Below are 18,388 nucleotides of genomic sequence, written 5' to 3'. Positions count from 1 at the left end.
CGCTACATGCACTGGTAAAGAAAGCGAGTGCTGCGGCGGCAGTAAGTGTTGCCAAGGATTTGTAGTTCATAGATGTTCCTTTTTTGACTTTAATCCTTTTTAAAATAGATTTAAATTCTTTAGTCGGTACATTCAGTTTTTGATTGTAAATGGAAAAAGCGTATTAGCTGTATTGTTTTTTTGACTTGCGAAGATCGTCTTTTTAGGCGAAAAACTGCTATATTAAAGGTATTCCATGAATTTTTACTCAGAAACCTACCATGAATCGGTAAAGTACGCAGCGAAGGCCGTTGCGGATCCCATTGTGCTGCAGTGGGAAAAGCAAAAAGCGGCGGATCGCCGTTACTCTGGCTGTAACCGAATTGATGTCCGGGCAGAAGACGTGCCTGGTTTTGGGTACGTTTCTGGAGATGATATTAAGCCTGTGGGCGTTTATGTGGTTCTGAGAGGCCGCAGTTTGCCCGATGGGATTTATGCCTACGATGCTGCTGGGGGTGCGTCGGGCCGAGGGGTTGATTCCGCCGCGGGCTCCGCTTCAAGGACTGTCGCCGGCCAGTTGGTGAAAATTGGCGGCAAGGATGAAATGAAATCCTTGGCAGCGGCTTTCCCGGATAAGGATTTTGTCTGCGACACTCCGGTGCTGTACATTTTTACTGGAATTTTGGAACGCGCTGTTTGGCGTTTTAAGGAATCGGCCTATTCCCAGGTGCAGCGTGATGTGGGCGCCTGCGTGGGAAGTGTTCTGCTGGACGCAAAACGCAAGGGCGCGAAGGTTTTCCCTCTGGGTGGTTTTGTAGATGACGATGTGGCGGTGGCCTTGAAGTTGCCCTCTACAGAAGTTCCGCTGGCTTGCTTGGCGGTGTTTCCGGAGTATAGCGAAGTTGCCTACGACTCGGTGGATGATGGTGTGGGCGAATCGGCCTATTCCAACCGAAGCGAAATGGATATGGTGGCTTCGGCGGATCGATATGCTGCCCGCTTTATGCACCAGAACCGTGCAGAAACCATTGAAGATTTAAGCAAGTGCATTCGTGTGCGTCGCTTGGTTTCCCAGGCACTGCCCGGCGATGAATTCCCCCTGACTCCTGCGAAGTATTCTGGCGACAGCTACCTTAGTGCGTTGCCCGACTTGGAACAGGTGGCCGCAAAAAACGTGCCCTTCAGAAAGATCAGCATGGACCTGGATGATTTTTCCAGTATGCTTCGCTGGCTGGAACTGGGCCCGATCAATTTGTTCGGCGCAGGACTTTTGAAAATCTGGATTGTGACTTTTGATGTGATGTTTGTGTACCCTGGTGTGTACCGCTATGTGCCTGTACGCAAGTCCATCTACATGCAGAACGGTGTTGTGGTGATGAAAAAGTTTGCCAAGTGCCACGCCGCTGTAGAAGATGCTGAAAACGCAGCCTTTGCCGTGGTACTTACTGCCGACTTGAAGGAAGCCTGCAACCTGCTGGGAGAACGCGCTTACCGCTACTTGAATTTGAATGCGGGATACATTCTGCAATCTCTGCACTTGTCTGGACGAGTGTTGAACAAGACCGTTCGCAGCCCTCATTTCTTCTACGAAGACGACCTGAAAAAGCTCTGCAACATTCCCGAAGAGGAATCTGTTATTTCCGAAATCCTTGTGGGGAAGTAGACCCGATGTCATTCTGAGCGGCGCCGTAAGGCGAAGCGAATGAATCCAGGAATGGTTATGCAATCACTTGCAATAGAATCGGTGCCACTACTGCGGTGAAGATTCCCGCAATGCCGATGGCGAGGGAGCTCATGGCGCCTTGGGTTTCTCCGATTTCCATGGCACGGGTGGTGCCTAGTGCGTGGCTAGCTGTACCGATGGCAATACCCTGTGCCACCTTGTGCTTAATGCGGAAGAACTTGCAAACCACAGAAGCAGTGACGGCTCCAGTAATTCCCGTAATCACAATGGAAATAATGGTAATGCTGGGAATGCCGCCAATCTGTTCGGAAACTACGGAGCCCATGGGAATGGTGATGGACTTTGGAACCAAGGAAAGCATCAAGGTTTCGCTAAGGCCAACCAACTTAGAGGCTGCCACCACGCAGAAAATGGAAGTGAGGCTACCGACGGCGATGCCTGTCAAAATCGGGAGCCAGTGCTTTTTGAGGTTGCCCAGCTGCCTGTACAAGGGAACGGCCAAAACCACAGTAGCGGGGCCTAGCATTATGGAAACATAGTCGCCGCCTATCTTGTAGCTGTCGTAGCTGATTCCCGTAATCATCAGGAATCCCACAATGAGAATGAGGCCGATGAGCAGCGGGTTCAAGATGGAGTACTTGAATTTCTTGTTCAGAGCCACGCCCACTTCGAAGGCGGCCAAGGTCAGGAAAATTCCGAACAGGGGCGAGTTGATGATGGTGTTCATTTCTTCCCCCTAGTGGATTGTTTCATTTCGTCATCTTCAAGTTGTTCGATGTTCAGACGCTTTTCTTGATGGCCAATGAGAAACTGCGTGGTAAGGCCGGTGGCTGCCAAGCTGATGAGCGTCAGTACGATGCAAAGAAGGAGTAGGGTGGGCCACTGGCTGAGAATGTCGTCGCCAACGGTCATAATGGCGATGCTTGGCGGCAAGAAGAAAAGTGCCAGATGGTTCAAGAAGAAACTGGAAACGCCGGAAATCTGCTCCGGTTTAAGAATTTTAGTACAAAGTAATATAAGGAGCAGAACCATGCCGAGAATGTTACCCGGAATAGGAATGCCAACCACTTGGTTTAGAAATTCGCCTGCCAGGCAAATGGCAAAAATCACGGCAATTTGAAGAGGTATTCTCATAGCGGTGCCAAATATAAAAGTTGTTGGTTAAAGGAACAAGGGTAAAAGAGAAATATGGTGATGTTGCCGCGGTTATATTTGCTAGCTGCTAAGGGCTCTTGGCTAATAATCCTGCTTTAATTGCTATATTCCTACATATGAAGATTGTATTTATGGGTACGCCGGAATTCGCGGCATGTTTTTTGAAGCACTTGAAAGAAAGTGACTTTGCAGAAGTTGTTGGTGTTGTAACTCAGCCGGACCGTCCCGCAGGACGCGGCCGCGTGCTGACTCCTCCGCCGGTAAAGAGCCTGGCCTTGGAATATGGCCTGCCGGTGTTGCAGCCTGTGGACTTGAAGGCTCCGGAATTTGAAGAAGAACTCCGCGCCTTTGGTGCGGACCTCTTTGTGGTGGTGGCTTACTCCATTCTTCCTAAGAACATTCTTGGCGTTGCAAAGTTTGGTGCTGTGAACGTTCACGGCAGTATGCTTCCCAAGTACCGCGGTGCCGCTCCCGTGCAGCGCGCTATCGCCGATGGCCTCCCGGAAACAGGCGTTACTGTTTTCCGCCTGGATGAAAAGATGGACCACGGTCCCATCCTTGCTCAGCGTGTGATTCCCATCGACCATCAGGATACTACCGCAAGCCTTCTGGAAAAGATGGTGGCTCCCGGTTGTGAAGCTTTGGACGATGCTATTAACCAGCTTATTACCGGTACTGAAAAGGATTTGACTCAGGATCACGCCCAGGCTTCTGGTGCTCCCAAACTGAAGAAGGAAGAAGGTCTTATCGACTTCAATCTTCCGGCCAAGGTGATTCACGACCGCATCCGCGCTTTCAACCCGTGGCCCGGTGGCTATGGAAAATTGGGCGGCCGCATGGTCTACCTCCGCGTTACAGACACTCCCGCAAACGGCCCCAGCCTCGCTCCTGGTGCAGTTGCCTTCAAGGACAAGCGCTTCTATGTAGGCACTGGCGAAGGTCTCCTGGAAGTGATTGAAATTCAGGCCGAAGGCAAGAAGCCCATGCCGGTGGCAGACTTTATGCGTGGCATCCAGAATCACGACGGACTTGCCTTCGGCAATTAGCAATTGGTTGTTTCATGCAGAACGAAGTCAAGGATCAGCTTAAGGAACGCCGTGAGGCCTACCGCGTCTTGATGCAGTGGGTTGATGAGGGTGCGTTTATCAAGGACAGTGGACTTTCTCCCTTTGCCATGGAAATTGCTTTGGGTGTTTGCCGTCGCCATCTTTACCTGGATTATTTCGTCAAGACGTTGACGAAGAAGAAACCTTTGCTGGAACTCCAGATGATTATCGAGATGGGATTGTTCCAGATGTTCTTTATGAGCGTCCCGGATTACGCCGCTGTCAGCACCAGCGCAAATCTCGCGAAGTTACTTGGCTTTGGTGATGGTGCTGCCCGCCTGGTGAATGGCGTACTTGGTGCAGCAAAGAAGAGCGGTCTTCCGCAAATGCCCCCGCAGCGCGTGCGCCGAGTTTCTATTGAAAACTCCGTGCCCGAATGGATTGTACGTCGTTGGTTTGACGTGTACGGCGGTGACACTGCTGAACTTCTCGCAAAGAAGACTTTGGAACGACCGACGGAATGGCTGCGCGTAAATCTTCAGAAGACTAACGCTCCTAAGCTTGCCCAGAAACTTGGCTTTGATGGAGCTTCCATTCTTTACGACCGTTACATTCAGGTTCCTGCCGATGCAAAACTGAAGCCGGTTCTTGAATCTGAATCATTTGCAAAGGGCGAATTCAGCCTGCAGAATCCTTCCGCCTACGAAGTGGTGAAACTTCTGGATTTGAAGCCCGGCCTGAAGGTTTGGGACGCCTGTGCTGCTCCTGGTGGCAAGTCCGCCCTCATGGCAGAAATGGACCCCAGCCTCTGCATTCTCGCCAGCGATGTTTCTGATTTCCGTATGGACAAGATGCAGGACTTGGCTGACCGCCTCGGCCTCACCAACATTCATACTGCTTGCATCGATGTGCTTTCTCTTACGGAAGGCAACGGAATGGAATTTATTGCCCGAGGCTTGAACTTGTCTCCGGGTGCTCTGGTGGATCGCATTCTTTTGGATGTGCCCTGTAGCAACATGGGCGTGATTGCCCGCCGACCCGAAGCCGTTTACCGCCTGACCAATCAGTCTCTGAAGGAATTGGCTGACTTGCAGTACCGTTTGCTGGAATCTGCAGCTAACGTTCTTGCAGAAAAGGGCGTTATCGTTTATGCCACCTGCTCTCCGGATCCGGTGGAAACGACCCAGGTTATTTCCAAGTTTCTCAAGGCTCATCCGAATTTTGCAAAGGCGGGCGACGCCGTGCTTCCCGGTAACAAGGATTCCCGTTTCGATGGTTTCTTTGCCCAGGCCTTGATTCGTAACGCATAAGCAGGTTTCTATGAATAAGTTGAAAGTTCTGCTGTTAGCTTTGTCTGTGTTTGCGGCGACCCTGTTTGCGCAGACTCCTGCTGCGGATTCTGCAGCAGTAAAGCCGTCTGTAGAAAAAAATCCCGCGGACTATGCCTTCGAGCATTTCTATGTGTCCATTGAAGGCGGTGAAATTTATCCCTTTGGAGACTTGATCGACGCAGTCCAAAACACCCTTTATGGTGGTGTTGGAATCCGTTACTCCTATTGGGAAAATGCTGATGGCTTTATGACTTTCAACTATTCCTATTTCAAGCCTGTGGCCAAGACAAAGTTGAATGGCGTTAACCAGTTCTCTGGTAAAGTGGGTATGGATTGGAAATTGAAATACATTCGTCCCCTCATTATTGGTGCTGGTTTTACTTGTAATTTTACCCGTGCGGAAGTCAAGGAAGGAAAGACCCTGGATTTCGGAAACGATCTTGGTGGAACACTGGGTGACAATGAAACAGAATTTGGTTGGTTCGTTCATTTGAACATCCCGTTCTGGAATTTTGAAAAATACCGTGTCGGCATGAATGCTGTTTGGGAAGAACTTTGGACTTTGCCTAAGCGTTCTGAAATGCTCACTGTAGGCCTTTATATTGAAAGGAGGATCTGGTAATGAAAAAATCCTTCTTGACTCTTGCCCTGACTGCTGCTTTGGCTGCGCCGACTTTTGCAACGGTTGATGCTGAAGTTGAAGGCATGGAATACGAAGTTCGCGGTGATGGAACCTACCTTATTGGCGGTCCCACTTATGCTTTTGATAGAATTCTCGGCGCCGGCGGTACCTATTCTGAAAGCGAGCTGTGGACCCCTGCAAAGTTGCGTGATCGCTTGCTGTTCAATCGTATGTCTGGGACTCCGTCCTGGAAACCCCTTGATCCTTCTTTCTGGTTGAAAACCGGAAATGAACTGGGCGACATGATTTATCAGAACTTGCTTCCCAGTGACAAGGCATATCCGGCTAATAGAACTCCCTTCCTTGAAGTGGGCTTTACGACTCCTGCCTATAAGGGTTTTTGGATAACAGGCCGCTTGTTCCAGGACGACCATTTCTCTGAAAAGATGTCGTCTTACAGAAGAAGCCAGGTGGATAATAGCTTTGCCCACTTCGGTGAAAACTACCCCTTGTTCAGTACCGCTTATGCAGGCGTTGGTTACACCAACTCCATGGTGAACGCTTCTGTTGTTGCTGGTGAAGAATATTTGTGGACATACACTGCATCTTCCCGCTGGATACCGACTCATTTTAAGCCCCGTATTGAAGCTCGTGCGGATGTGAAGAATGTCTCCGTGACCCTCGCTTACGAGGATGCGGAATACATGAACAAGTCTAAGAAGGAACGGGGCTCCCGTCAGGAAGTGAACGGCTCCATCTACTACCAGTGTGATGAAGCTTGCAGACAAGGTAAACTTCAAATTTCTGCAGGCCTTGCCTTCCGTGGAGTCAGCGATTCCGGAACAGTTTATACGGATCTTGAGGAAGACCGTGTTTTCTGGCCTTTTGTTGAATTGCGTTTCCAGCCGTTGCAGCGTTTGACAGCCGATGTGATGTTCGGTATAAACGAACGCGATTGGCTTGTGCAGGATAGCGTCCAGTTTGAAATTCCTACTCCTAAGACCATGGGCGCTACCGTTGGCGTGAAGAACATTTCCGGAACCCGTTTGAATCCTTTGGCCGATACCAAGGAAATCCTTAACAATCATGAGATTGACTTGACGGCTGATGGTCAAATGACCCTTATCCAGGGCTATGCAGTATTTAATGATACGGTGGCAAGTTTAAACTATGGTGGTAAGGGTAGCTTCTGGGCAGAATACGGAGCTGAAACATTTGATGTGGATGGCTTTGTTGATGAGAACTCTTATTTCTTCCGTTATGGCGGCGCAGGCCGAATTGATTCTTGGATTAAGGGCGTCACTGGAGAAATTTGGTTGAACGCCTGGTATCAGGATATGTTCAAGTTCAATGCCATGGTTGGTTTTGAAAGAATCAGTGGCTTGACCAAAAAATTGGAAGTCACTCCGGCTGAATACTTTGTTGCTTTTACCGGTGATTGGTTGATTAACAAGACTTTCAGAATTTCTCATTCTGTGAAGTATCGTAGCGACGCCAAGTGGAACTTGCGCAGCATCGATCCCATGGTTGTGAAGGGCGACTGGTATTGGGATGTTACCTTTGAACAGAACTTCCCGAAGTACGGAATTACTTTTGCGGGAACATTGCTCCACGTTCTTGCAAAGGAAGTGGTTGAAGTTCCCAACGGTAGTCACGACCGCTTAAGATTTATCTGCACAGCTCGAAAGAGATTCTAAGGCTTTTAAACTGAAACTGTTGGCGAAGGTCTCTGTGGCCTTCGCTTTTTCTATCCACAGTGTTTCCTGATTTGCGGTCTTGCCAGTTCGTGCGCGAGTGACGCTGGTTTGTGCTGCTTTTGCAGTTTTGTTCAGGGTGATATGTAGAACGCCGCAAGAAATCTTGTGGACGGTAATGCCGTGACGGAAGGAACCGATCTTTTCGATGGATAGAATGTCGTCGGCGTTAATTAGATTTTCTGCTTGCTGGGGAAGGCCAATAGCGACACTTTTCGCCGTCTCGAAATGGGGGAGGGCGAACTGGTTGCTGAAAAATTTTTGGCCGCCATGAACGGCGAGGATTTTATGGTCCTTGCTTTCGATGATGAGGACAGTGCCGTGCCAGTCTTTTTGGACGTGCTTTTTTGCTGGCGGAAATTGACTGGTGGTGCCTGCGGCGAATGCTTTACACCTCTCTTTGAGAGGGCAGTTGGCACATTCCGGATTCTTGATTTTGCAAACGGTGCGGCCTAATTCCATCAGGGCCTCGTTGTGCATGTAAGCCTTGGGGGAGTCCGCCACTTCCTTGGCGTAGTTCCAGTAGGTGGCGGCTGCGTTTGCATTTTCTGTGGGGAGAAAATCCAGCGCGTAGAAACGGGCGAAAATACGGACCAGGTTCCCGTCGAGAATCGCTTCTTGCTTGTGGTAAGCGAGGCTGAGAATTGCGCCTGCAGTATATGCACCAATGCCGGGAAGAGCTTCCAGCTCCTTGCGGGTGGCGGGCATGGGAGGCGTTTTTTGTGAGGTCGTCGCAGCACTTGCCGTGGCGTTTGCGGACTCCGCTACAATCTTCGCCGTCTTCAGAATGTTGCGGGCGCGGCTGTAATATCCAAGCCCCTGCCAGTATTTAAAGACTTCTTCTTCAGAGGCTTTCGCAAGGGTGGCGACGTCGGGAAAACGTTCCATCCAACGGACAAAGTATTCGCGTACGGTAGAAACCTGGGTTTGTTGCAGCATGGTCTCGCTGATCCATACGGCGTAAGGATCTCGGGGCGCGTCTAAATCAAGAGGACGCCACGGCAGTGCTGCGGCGTTCTTTGAAAACCAGTTGCGGAGTTTCTTTAATTCTTGCGAATCCATCTATGACTGGAGCCTCGAACCTCGAGCCTCGAACCTCGTGCCTATACCTTGTAGTATTCCTTTGCGACTTTTCGGAAATATTCGAACTGGGACTTGCTGGAATTTTCCAGAGTGTAGCGGGTGCTACGGATCTGACAATCCTTACGCATCTGTTCGTAGGCTTCTGCATTTTCCAGCTTCATCTTGCGGCAATTTTCCAGAGCTTGCAGCCACTTTTCTTCGTCGATGGGAAGAATCATGCCATGCTTTTCGCTGTCCACGATATTGCGGGGACCGCCATAGTTGCTGACGATGGCGGGAGTGCCTGTAGACATGGCTTCCACCACCACGTTGCCGAAGGTGTCCGTAGTGCTGGGGAACAGGAAAAAGTCGGAGTCGGCGTAGAGACCGGCCAAAGTGTCGCCACCTTGTTCACCTGCGAAATTCACGCTGTCCTTCACGTCGCTCTTGGCAAATTCAGCCTTGATTTCGTCAAGGTACCAGCCGTAGCCTACGTACATTAATTCTACGTCGTTATGCTTAGCTGCAAATTTCTTCCAGACACGGTTCAGGAATTCCAGATTCTTTTCCTTGGAAATTCGTCCAATGAAGGAGAATCGTACCGGGCGCTGTTCGCGGGTGCAGCCGAACTTTTCCCAAGTACCCTGCCCACGCATCGATGCCTGGAATCGTTCTAGGGGGAGGCCGCGAGGCATCAGACGTACTTGATTTTCCGGCACCTTCAATTCGTTAATGAGGGCGTTGGAATAGTCGTCGCAGGGACTGATTACCGGACGTGCCATCCAGTAGAAAATCTGCATCAGCTTGAGCACATAGAAGTGCATCCACTTGGCCTTCACCAAAGTTCTTGTGTACTGGGGAACGTCGGTGCGGTAATGGCTCATGACCTTGATGCCAGCGAGCTTTCCGCAGAGGGCGATAAGCCATGCGCCAGGGCTGGGGGTTTCAAGTTCGATAATGTCTACGGGATAACGCTTCAGCAAACGGAGCACCGGGCTTACGCGGGGAATGGCCAGTTCGCTGTTGGCGTAACCCAGCTGTTCCATGCTGAACATACGGGGCAGCAAAATGCAGTAGCCGTTTTCCACAACACCGCAGGGGCGGGTGTTGAATGCGCTTCCCATGAGACCGGCCTTCAAGCCGTGGGCGCGCATGTAGGGAATCACGTTGCGGAGGTTATTTGCAATACCGTTGGTTTCGTCCAGATTGTCAGAGTAGTAAAGGACGCTAATGTCGTTAGGATCTTTTGCAAGGCGAGCCTTGCGTTCCTTTTTCAGGTAGGAACGGAGCTTCAACAATTTCGGAATATTGATGAGGGCGGAGCCGAAAACAATAGGCGGAATCCAGCAGGTACGAATGTTTCCTGGTGGCTTGTGCTTGATGCCAAAACTTTTGCGGAACGTGCTGGTGACAGTGCGTCCAAAAATGCCTGGACGAGTGTCCAGCTTGTCTGTAGCCTTAAGCTTTGTTGAATTTGACGCAGTCATCGTACTTCACTCCTTTGCCACCAAAAAGGTCCAATGCACTTCCGATGGTGAGGTCAATCTTTCCGTTAGAAATTTCTTTGCAGTGTACCAAATCTTCAAGAGACTTGGCGCCGCCAGCGTAGGTTGCAGGAATGGGGCTGTTTTCTGCCAGGAAACGAATCAAGTCGTCGTCCATGCCCTGCTGCTTTCCCTCCACGTCTGCGGCGTGAATCAAGAATTCGTCGCAGCTTTCCGCCAGGTCTCGGAGCGTTGCCGGGGTAATCTGGATGTCGATCAAAGTTTGCCAGCGGTTTGTTGCGATATTCCAGGTGGGGTTGCCGTTGGCATCGACACCGGTGCGTTTGCAGCTAAGGTCCAAAACCAAATGTTCCTTACCTACAACGTTTACGAGGGCGGCGAGGCGTTCGCGATCCAGTTTGCCATCCGGAAAAATCCAGCTGGTCACAATCACATGGCTTGCGCCTGCGTCCAGATATTCCTTGGCGTTTTCGGCATTGATGCCACCACCGATCTGCAGGCCATTAGGGTAGGCGGCGAGGGCAGCCTTTGCTGCGGCTTCGTTGCCTTTGCCCAGCATAATCACGTGACCGCCAGTAATGCCGTCTTTCTTATAAAGTTCTGCGAACCATGCGGGAGAACGGTCCGTTTCAAAATTGGTCTTGAGGCCAGCTCCAGAATCGCTCAGGGAACTGCCTACGATCTGTTTGACCTTTCCATCATGCAGGTCGATGCACGGACGAAACTTTGTCATTAATCCTTAACTCCAGTAACACACCAGTCAATTTTCTTTCCGCTGCTGCCTTCGCTGCGTCCACGGTAGAACATGATTTCGCCGCCAGTGGCAAGCTTGATTGCTTTCTTTGCAAACCAGCTGTCAATCTTGTCCAAGAAACTTGCCTTCTGGAAAGGCTTTGCGGTGTTGAATTTCAGTGCGGGAATTGATTCATCGTTCCAAGAGATTTCCAAATCGCCCTTGGAGAATTTCTTTCCTGTATAAACTTGTTCGCCGTCCTTGATTTCCTTGGGCATGGCGACCTTGTAGCCTTCGCCACCGTTATAGAGAGCGTAGCCAGCGTACTTGCCTTCGGGAGTGATGAACATACGGCCTGCGTAAAGCGGACTTCTTGCATTGGAACTGAAGTTGATTACTCGTGCAGCCAAGTCAGTTGCCTGAACGGTTTGCCAGGCCTGGTCCATATAGGCGTAGCCCTTCACGGTCAAAGTATCGTCGTTGTAGGCGATTCTGCCGGAGACACGACCGTAGGGAATGTGGATGTACTGACCGAATTTTTCGTTTCCAATCTTCCAAATGCCGTCGCCGGGAACCTTGCCGTTTTCTGCTGAATCAAAGGTCAAATCCAGGAAGAAGCTTCCGTTCTTGTCGGCAGTGAAGTAAACGCGATGTCCTTTGCCCGGCTTGTTTTCCATCTTGTATTCGCCCTTGATATCGATGGTTGCCTTGGCCTTGTCGGCGACGAGGCGTTCCGGCGGATATTGGCGACCGACGGTATAGCTCTTGCCCTTGAAATTCCAGAAGGAAAGTTCGCAAGCGACCTTCTTGCCGGAACTGGGAACGTAGAGGGTGGAATAACCAACGTAGGCTCGGGTACCATTGTCAAAGACAAACTGGTAGTTCCACGTTTCGTTGAATTCCTTGGCGGAATTTTGGTGCGGCATAAAATCGTCCACTGTGGTACCGCGGACGTTTCCCTTGGGTGCAGTAACATCGGCTGCGAAAGCGACGCCTGCAGCCACAAGGATTGCCAAGATAGATGTGTAGAGACTTTTAACCATCTTCTTAATGTACGAAATTCTAAAGTCTCAGATCTTTGCCCATGCCCATCTTCAATTCGATGCGGCGGCGCAGAACCATTTCGTTGAACAAGTCGGTAAGGCTGTCTTCCATGCTGATCATGGGTTTCCAACCAGTGTCCATTACCTTGGTGGGGTCACCGATGAGCAGGGGAATTTCGTTGCGGCGTTCATAACCCGGGTCAAAACGGAAGTCTACGTTCACGTCGGCGATGTCTACCATCATTTCCACGACTTCGCGGATGGTGTAGGACTTACCGCAGCAAATGTTGTACACTTCGCCGGATTCTGCCTGGTTCAAAAGCTGGATCATACCACGTGCCACGTCGCGAACGTCCACGATGTCGCGGCTTACGTCAAGGCTTCCGGAGTAGATGACCGGTTCGGTGCCGTAGTGCTTGATTTTCACCAGCTGATAGGCAATGGAAGGAATTACAAAACGGCGGCTGTGGTGAGGCCCGGTAAAGTAGAAGGGACGCACGAATACAACGTGCAAGCCATGTGCGTTACGGAACTGGTTGCCCAATAGTTCCATGCATGCCTTTGATGTTGCATAGGGTGTCATGGGGTTGGGTTGGTCAGATTCCTTGTGAAGATAAGTCAGGTTGCGCTCGGTTCGACCGTAGATTTCACTGGAGCTCAGGAGCATCACCTTTGCCTTGGGGCAAACCTGGCGTACGGCTTCCAGAAGGTTCTGTGTACCTAGCAAGTTGATGTTCAGTGTTTCGTAAGGCTTCTTGTAGCTGAGGCCCACAGAGGACTGACTTGCCAGATGATAGATGTGGGTGGGACTCACCTGCTGGAGCATTTCCAACACGTCCTTGAAATTCAACAGGTCTCCGTTCAAGTACTGAACGCCATCGACCTTTTGCCAGGGCTGGGGTTGTTCATCACTGAAGCTGTAAAGGTCGTGAGAAGTACCTTTCAGACTGGAGAGAATATGGAACCCTAATGCGCCCGTACCACCGGTAACTAGAATACTCATATAAACCTCTTACTTAATAGCCTTCCAAGATTCTGCAACAATGTTCTTGTCGATGTTGCAAACCTTTTCTACCGCACCAATCTTGGTGGGGAGAATATAAACTCGAGTGCCCTTTTCCGCCTTCTTGTCGACGGCCATGGCGTCCCATGCGGCTTCCACATCGATGTCGTAAGTCTTGGGGAATCCAAGGTCGTCCAGCAACTTGTTCTGGCGGGCTTCTGCTTCTGCAGTCATCTTGTTCAGGAGAACTGCGGCGCGGGCTGCCACACGCATACCGAGAGAAACGGCGATGCCGTGGGTGAACTTTTCATAGTGGGTCAGGTTTTCGATGGCGTGACCGAATGTATGACCGTAGTTCAAAATAGCGCGAAGTCCGGCTTCCTTTTCGTCGATGCCCACCACTTCTGCCTTGATGGCGCAGCTGCGGTAGATCAGGTGCTTAAGGACTTCCAGATCGTGGTTCTTGATTTGTTCCACGTGTTCTTCCATGTAGCGGAAGAATTCTTCATCGTAAATCACGCCGTATTTCACGATTTCGGCGAGGCCTGCCAGGTATTCGGTTTCAGGCAAGGTGCTGAGAACATCAACGTCTACAACCACTGCGTGAGGCTGGTAGAAGGCGCCGATCATGTTCTTGCCTTCGGGGTGGTTTACGGCAACCTTACCGCCAACGGAACTGTCCACCATAGAAAGAAGGGTGGTGGGGAACTGGATAAAGGGAATGCCGCGCTGGTAGGTTGCGGCGCCAAAGCCTGCCATGTCACCTACGACGCCACCGCTGAACTGCAGAAGACAGCTCTTACGGGTGTAGCCGCGATGAAGCATGAAACTGTAAAGCTGGTTCAAGTTGTGCAAGGTCTTGTTGCGTTCGCCTGCCTGGAACTTGAAGATGGGGCAACGGCCGGCCTGGTTCTTCAATTCGAACAAGGTGCGGTTCTGCGCCTTTGCAATATTGGTGTCGGTGCAGACCAGGAATTCATGGCTGGGGGAGAGCTTGAGGCATTCCAGCAGAACGCCAACATCCTGGATAATGTTCTTGCCGATAAAGATGGGATACTTGCCGCCGCTGCTGGGCAGAACGTCCAGAGCGTGGTTCTCCCAGAAGCGCATAATGTGGAGAATCTTTTCGATAACGTGGTCTTCGGAGAACTCGTTGGAACTTTCTACGCTGAAGTCTGCGTTAGCGTAGTTGGGTTCGCGGTCCTTCAGCATCTGCTTGATCTTTGCAAGGCGTTCTTCGTCGCTGAGATTTGCGAGAAGCGGACGGGTGTTCTTGCGACCGATGCGTTCGGAAAGAACTTCGGGCTTTGCCCAGAGGCGGATGATGGTGCCGTTTTCGCGGATGACCTTCAGGTTGGCCGGCTGAGTCAGTGCGCCGCCGCCCAAGGAAATGATATGGGGCTCGGCCTTGGCCGCAAACTCTGCGACCACGTCGCGTTCCATTTCGCGGAACTTGGCTTCGCCGTCCTGTTCAAAAATTTCGCTGATGGTCTTGCCTGCGCGTTCAACGATAACTGCGTCGGTATCAACGTAAGGGCGGTTCAAACGTTCTGCAAGGGCGCGGCCGGTGCGGGACTTTCCGCTGGCCATGAAACCTGTGAAAAAGATGTGCTTATTCATAATTAACCTTGCATTCCTTTGCGCATAATAGCGGCGAGTTCGTCGTTAGTCTTGTTCTTGGTTTCCTCGGGGAACCACTTGCGGAAACTTTCAATACCCTGGTGTACCAGCATTCCTTCGCCGGTGACAATCTTGCAACCCTTGGCTTCTGCCATCTGCAGAAGCTTGGTCATGCGGGGAGTGTACACGATGTCGCATACGGCCTGGCCAGCAGTCAGGTCAGCTTCAGTCAGCGGAGATTCATCTACGTTGGGAGTCATACCCACGGAGGTTGCATTGATGATCAACTTGATGTTGGGAGAAACCTTTGCGAATTCAGCGAAAGTGACCACCTGGACGGTGGGAGCCTTTCCTGCGAAAGCCTTGTTCAATCCGTCTGCCAGTGCCTGACCTTTTTCCTTGGTGCGGCATACAATGGTCAGCTCGTTGTTACGTTCCACCAAAGTGAAAGCGATAGCCTTGGCTGCACCGCCGTTACCCAGCAGGGCCACGGAGGTATTTTCGGGATGAACCCCGAATTCTTCCAGGTTGCGGATACATCCGTAGGGGTCGGTTGTGGTGCCACAAAGGGTGCCACCTACGATACCGTCTTTCCAGTAGAGCGTATTTACGCTGCCCGTGAACTTTGAAATTTCAGAAACTTCGTCAACCAGGTCCATGACTGGGGTCTTGTAGGGAATGGTGACGTTAGCCCCGCGGTACTTGAGAACTCGGAAACCCTTGATGGCGTCGGCCAGGTTTTCCGGCTCTGGAGCATGGGGGTGATACACCGCATTAATGCCCAAGGACTCAAAAAGGGCGTTGTGCATCAAAGGTGATTTACTGTGTCCAATCGGATTACCGAAAATACAGAGAGATTCGGTTTTTCCATTAATGTTTAACTGGCTCAAAAAAACCTCTTTTTTTACATCATAAAGATATAATAAAAAAGGTAAATGAGATGTTTTAATTCTCTTTCATTGGCTTCGAACAGCTTATCTTGCCACGTTTTTTGGATTTTATTAAATTTGGCGCCCTATGAATCCGAATGGCGCTATTATTGTTCAAAGTAACATGGAAATTATGGTGGAGGTTGATGCCCCCACTTACGAAGCAGCACGTGATGCAATTGCCCCCTTTACCGAACTGGTGAAGAGCCCGGAACACTTGCACACTTACAAGATCAGCCACTTGAGCTTGTGGAATGCTGCAGCAACTGGCCTCAGAGCCAAGGAAGTTCTTGAACGTCTCGATAGCCAGAGCCGCTATCCTATTCCGCAGACGGTGATTACCGAAGTGGAAGACTACATGTCCCGCTATGGCTTGCTGCGCCTCAAGAAAGATGGTGATCGTTTGCTCATCGAATCCGATGACAAGTTCATGTTCACGGAAATCTGCAAGCTTCGCGAAGTAGAACCTTTCGTTCTTGAATTCATCGATGATACCCACGCTGTGGTGGATCCGGAACGTCGTGGCCATTTGAAGATGGCTCTCACCAACGCAGGCTTCCCGGTGGAAGACTTGGCTGGTTATACCGTAGGCGATCCCCTGCCTATCAAGCTCCGCGATACCATGCTCAGCGGCAAGGAATTCAAGCTCCGTGATTACCAGAAGGAAGCTGCTCAAATCTTCTACGCCAGCGGTTCTGAAAAGGGCGGTTCCGGCGTGATCGTGTTGCCTTGCGGTTCCGGTAAGACGGTGATCGGCATTGCCACCATGGCTTTGGTACAAACTAAGACCTTGATTCTTACCCCGAATATTTCCGCCTCCCGCCAGTGGATTCGCGAAATTTGCGACAAGACCGACTTGACTCCCGACATGGTGAAGGAATACTCCGGCGAAGTCAAGGAAATCGGTCCGGTCACTGTGGCTACCTACCAGATTTTGACCCAGCGTAAGCGCGCCAAGAAGTCTGAGAATCCGAACGAGACTTTGTCTGAAATCGACCTGGAAGAAGGTACCGAAGAACAGGTCAAGAAGGAACTTTCCAACTTCCCGCTGTTCAGCCAGCAGAAGTGGGGCCTGATGATTTACGACGAAGTCCATTTGCTTCCGGCTCCGGTGTTCCGCCTGAGTACTGAAATGCAGGCTACCCGTCGCTTGGGCCTTACTGCCACCTTGGTTCGTGAAGACCACAAGGAAACAGAAGTGTTCAGCTTGATTGGCCCGAAGAAGTACGACATTCCTTGGCGTATTCTCGAAGCCCAAGGCTGGATCGCAACTGCCGACTGTAACGAAATCCGTATTCCCATGGAATCGGAAATGAAGATGAAGTATGCCTTGGCTCCTGTCCGCGACAAGATCACCTTGGCCAGTACCAATCCCGAAAAGACCGACATTGTCCAGCGTTTGCTCAAGTACTACGACAAGCCGGATGACCGTGTGCTGATTATCGGTCAGTATATTGAACAGTTGGAAAACCTTTCCAAGGTTTTGGACATTCCGCTGATTACCGGTAAGACTCCCAACAAGGAACGTGACAAACTTTATGCCGCCTTCCGAGATGGTAGCCAGAAGAATCTCATGGTCTCCAAGGTGGGTAACTTTGCTATCGACCTTCCGGATGCAAACGTGCTGATCCAGATTTCCGGTACCTTCGGTAGCCGTCAGGAAGAAGCACAGCGTCTTGGTCGTGTGCTTCGCCCGAAGCAGGACGGCGGTGCAGCTCACTTCTACAGTATTGTGACCCAGGATTCCAAGGAACAGGAATTTGCCATGAATCGTCAGCTGTTCTTGACCGAACAGGGCTATGCTTACAAGATCATTAAGCGCGGTGACTGGGATATTTTGGCTAGAACCCCTGAAGAACTGGCTGCAAGACAGTAATTCGCGAAAATTTGATGAAAATCAAAAAAGGCCCGGAGAAATCCGAGCCTTTTTCGTCGAGCCACCCAGCAGACTTGAACTGCCGACCTGCTGATTACGAATCAGCTGCTCTACCAGCTGAGCTAGAGTGGCGTAGTGGGTGCAAAGGTAGTAATGAGAGGGTTGTTTGTCAAGACGGACTGACAACCCCCGTTTTTTTTGCTATGATTGGGACACAAAAAATTTTAATATGGACATTTAACATGGCTAACGAATCCAATAACAACAATTCTGAAATGAAGGCATTTTTTATTGCACACGGCTCCAAGGTCGTTGCTGCTCTGGTAGTTGTCATTGCCATCGTGGTGGGCGTGGTTCAGTACCGCGATTACCAGAAGGCTGCTGCTGCAGAACAGGCTGAACTCCTCGGCCAGGGAATGACCTTCCTCTATGCTGGTGAAAAGGAAAATGCTTTGGCTGAATTCGAATCCAAGATCAACTCTGGTAAGTTGAGTGGTGTTGGTCTCGCTAAGGCTGCTCTCTATGCTGGCAACATCAAGTACGAAGCTGGCGACTTTGACGCCGCTGCAGTCCTCTTCCAGAAGTCTCTGGACAATGCAGGTTCTGTTGCTCTGGTTCGTTCCGCTGCAATGCACGGCCTTGCCGCTGTGAAGATGGAAAAGGGCGACTACTCCGCTGCTGCCGGTCTGCTTGAAAAGTTCGTTGCTGAATTTGCAAAGCGCACTGGTGACAAGGAAGACCGCTACCAGAAGGACGAACCGATGGATGAAGTTCCGTCTGTCGCCGACGCTATGTGGAAGCTTACCCTCGTCTATCAGCAGCTCGGTGCTAACGACAAGGCTAAGAAGACAGCTGAACGCCTCCTTGAAGTCTACGGCGACAACCAGTCCGTGGCTGACAAGGCTAAGAAGTTCCTCGCTAGTATCTAACCGCGTCGATCGTTCGTCAAGTAGGAAACCTCCGGTCATCGACGCTGTGTTCAGGACAGGAGAGCGTACTAGAGGGACGAATTAGAAATTTGAAAATGCTCCGTGCAAACGGAGCGT

The 18,388-nt window shown here is 50.7% G+C and carries 16 protein-coding genes and 1 tRNA gene; 7 read left to right on the top strand and 10 right to left on the bottom strand.

The annotated features are described in order from the left end of the window. The first annotated feature begins 235 nt into the window (after positions 1-235). Positions 236-1,642, top strand: coding sequence for a nitroreductase family protein (locus MJZ25_01365; protein MCQ2122812.1), 1,407 nt, complete (start codon positions 236-238; stop codon positions 1,640-1,642). Between the two features lie 55 nt (positions 1,643-1,697). On the opposite strand, the gene MJZ25_01360 is transcribed toward MJZ25_01365, so the two are convergent. Together MJZ25_01360 and MJZ25_01355 are read right to left on the bottom strand one after the other, a co-directional pair. Continuing rightward, a complete protein-coding gene (locus tag MJZ25_01360) occupies positions 1,698-2,390 on the bottom strand; it encodes an LrgB family protein (GenBank protein MCQ2122811.1) in 693 nt (230 codons plus the stop codon). Continuing rightward, the gene (locus MJZ25_01355; protein MCQ2122810.1) at positions 2,387-2,797 is read right to left on the bottom strand and encodes a CidA/LrgA family protein; all 411 of its coding nucleotides are present in this window, start codon (positions 2,795-2,797) and stop codon (positions 2,387-2,389) included. The genes MJZ25_01360 and MJZ25_01355 overlap by 4 nt, the downstream gene beginning before the upstream one ends. A gap of 137 nt (positions 2,798-2,934) precedes the next feature. Here MJZ25_01355 and fmt point away from each other — a divergent pair, with 137 nt between their 5' ends. The 4 genes from fmt to MJZ25_01335 are packed head-to-tail and all read left to right on the top strand — an operon-like array spanning position 2,935 to position 7,514. Continuing rightward, positions 2,935-3,864, top strand: coding sequence for a methionyl-tRNA formyltransferase (fmt, locus tag MJZ25_01350; GenBank protein MCQ2122809.1), 930 nt, complete (start codon positions 2,935-2,937; stop codon positions 3,862-3,864). Positions 3,865-3,878: 14 nt separating this feature from the next. Then, positions 3,879-5,174 carry an RNA methyltransferase gene (locus MJZ25_01345; protein ID MCQ2122808.1) on the top strand — a complete coding sequence of 432 codons (1,296 nt, stop codon included), beginning with the start codon at positions 3,879-3,881 and terminating at the stop codon, positions 5,172-5,174. 10 nt (positions 5,175-5,184) lie between these two features. After that, a complete protein-coding gene (locus MJZ25_01340) occupies positions 5,185-5,817 on the top strand; it encodes a hypothetical protein (protein MCQ2122807.1) in 633 nt (210 codons plus the stop codon). Continuing rightward, positions 5,817-7,514, top strand: a complete 1,698-nt coding sequence (locus MJZ25_01335) for a hypothetical protein (protein ID MCQ2122806.1) — start codon at positions 5,817-5,819, stop codon at positions 7,512-7,514. The genes MJZ25_01340 and MJZ25_01335 overlap by 1 nt, the downstream gene beginning before the upstream one ends. Here the strand turns inward: MJZ25_01335 and MJZ25_01330 are convergent. Genes MJZ25_01330 through aroE form a run of 7 tightly spaced genes read right to left on the bottom strand, consistent with a single transcriptional unit; the run spans position 7,479 to position 15,346 of the window. After that, entirely contained in the window at positions 7,479-8,633 is a 1,155-nt protein-coding gene (locus MJZ25_01330; GenBank protein MCQ2122805.1) for an A/G-specific adenine glycosylase, read from the bottom strand. The genes MJZ25_01335 and MJZ25_01330 overlap by 36 nt on opposite strands. 41 nt (positions 8,634-8,674) lie before the next feature. Further along, a complete protein-coding gene (locus tag MJZ25_01325; GenBank protein MCQ2122804.1) occupies positions 8,675-10,120 on the bottom strand; it encodes a glycosyltransferase in 1,446 nt (481 codons plus the stop codon). Then, positions 10,092-10,871, bottom strand: a complete 780-nt coding sequence (gene hisA / locus MJZ25_01320; GenBank protein ID MCQ2122803.1) for a phosphoribosylformimino-5-aminoimidazole carboxamide ribotide isomerase — start codon at positions 10,869-10,871, stop codon at positions 10,092-10,094. The genes MJZ25_01325 and hisA overlap by 29 nt, the downstream gene beginning before the upstream one ends. Continuing rightward, complete coding sequence (locus tag MJZ25_01315; GenBank protein MCQ2122802.1) at positions 10,871-11,914, bottom strand: hypothetical protein; 1,044 nt, start codon at positions 11,912-11,914, stop codon at positions 10,871-10,873. The genes hisA and MJZ25_01315 overlap by 1 nt, the downstream gene beginning before the upstream one ends. A gap of 19 nt (positions 11,915-11,933) precedes the next feature. Further along, positions 11,934-12,917, bottom strand: coding sequence for a GDP-mannose 4,6-dehydratase (locus MJZ25_01310; GenBank protein MCQ2122801.1), 984 nt, complete (start codon positions 12,915-12,917; stop codon positions 11,934-11,936). Positions 12,918-12,926: 9 nt separating this feature from the next. Next, on the bottom strand, positions 12,927-14,537 hold the full coding sequence (gene aroB, locus MJZ25_01305) for a 3-dehydroquinate synthase (GenBank protein ID MCQ2122800.1): 1,611 nt from the start codon (positions 14,535-14,537) through the stop codon (positions 12,927-12,929). Positions 14,538-14,539: 2 nt separating this feature from the next. Next, positions 14,540-15,346: a shikimate dehydrogenase gene (gene aroE / locus MJZ25_01300; GenBank protein ID MCQ2122799.1), complete on the bottom strand. Its 807-nt coding sequence runs from the start codon at positions 15,344-15,346 to the stop codon at positions 14,540-14,542. Positions 15,347-15,554: 208 nt separating this feature from the next. On the opposite strand from aroE, the gene MJZ25_01295 reads away from it, so the two are divergent. Continuing rightward, positions 15,555-17,342 (top strand): DEAD/DEAH box helicase, encoded by a 1,788-nt coding sequence (locus MJZ25_01295; GenBank protein ID MCQ2122798.1) that lies wholly within the window; start codon positions 15,555-15,557, stop codon positions 17,340-17,342. A gap of 59 nt (positions 17,343-17,401) precedes the next feature. On the opposite strand, the gene MJZ25_01290 is transcribed toward MJZ25_01295, so the two are convergent. Continuing rightward, positions 17,402-17,474, bottom strand: a tRNA-Thr gene (locus tag MJZ25_01290). Positions 17,475-17,584: 110 nt separating this feature from the next. Here MJZ25_01290 and MJZ25_01285 point away from each other — a divergent pair. Next, on the top strand, positions 17,585-18,271 hold the full coding sequence (locus MJZ25_01285; GenBank protein MCQ2122797.1) for a tetratricopeptide repeat protein: 687 nt from the start codon (positions 17,585-17,587) through the stop codon (positions 18,269-18,271). Positions 18,272-18,388: the final 117 nt, after the last annotated feature.

The sequence above is a fragment of the Fibrobacter sp. genome (assembly GCA_024399065.1).
Taxonomy (GTDB): domain Bacteria; phylum Fibrobacterota; class Fibrobacteria; order Fibrobacterales; family Fibrobacteraceae; genus Fibrobacter.
Note: the sequence above shows the minus strand (reverse complement) of the source record. Positions and strands in the feature narration are given on the sequence as shown.